This is a genomic window from Burkholderia catarinensis (genome assembly GCF_001883705.2).
Classification (GTDB): Bacteria; Pseudomonadota; Gammaproteobacteria; order Burkholderiales; family Burkholderiaceae; genus Burkholderia; species Burkholderia catarinensis.
The window spans coordinates 1-540 of record NZ_MDEQ02000082.1 but is presented as its reverse complement, the minus strand read 5'-3'; the positions used below and the strand labels follow the sequence as shown (position 1 = coordinate 540).

General features: G+C 67.2%; 1 protein-coding gene. It reads left to right on the top strand.

Features of this window, described 5'->3' with window-relative positions; all coding sequences use genetic code 11:
- Positions 1-540: L-dopachrome tautomerase-related protein (locus tag BFF94_RS37585; protein ID WP_246637514.1), on the top strand; the 540-nt coding region annotated here is incomplete at both ends.

Below are 540 nucleotides of genomic sequence, written 5' to 3'. Positions count from 1 at the left end.
CGTTTACCGGCGCGATGCCGACGGGCGTCGCGGTTGACCCGCACTCGCGGCGGATCTTCGTCAACTTCCCGCGCTGGGGCGACGACGTGCCGTACACGGTCGGCGAAATCGTCGGCGACAAGGTGGTCGCGTACCCGGATGCGCAGACGAATCGTGCGGAGACGGATTCGCCCGCGCGGCATTTCATTAGCGTGCAGAGCGTCGTCGCGGACGGCCGTGGCAAGTTGTGGGTCCTCGATCCGGCCGTGCCGGGTTTCAGGGCGCAGGTGCCGGGCGGCGCGAAGCTCGTCGCGATCGACCTGAAGACCAACCGCGTCACGCGGACTTACGTGCTGCCACCCGATGTCGCATTGCCGACGACCTACCTGAACGACGTTCGCTTTGACTTCCAGGCGGGCAAGGAGGGATTCGCGTACATCACCGATTCGTCGACCAACGGTCCGGGAGGCATCATCGTCGTCGATCTCGCCAGCGGCGCCGCGTGGCGGCGGCTGTCCGGCCATCCGTCGGTGCAACCCGATCCGTCGTTCGTCCCGGTCG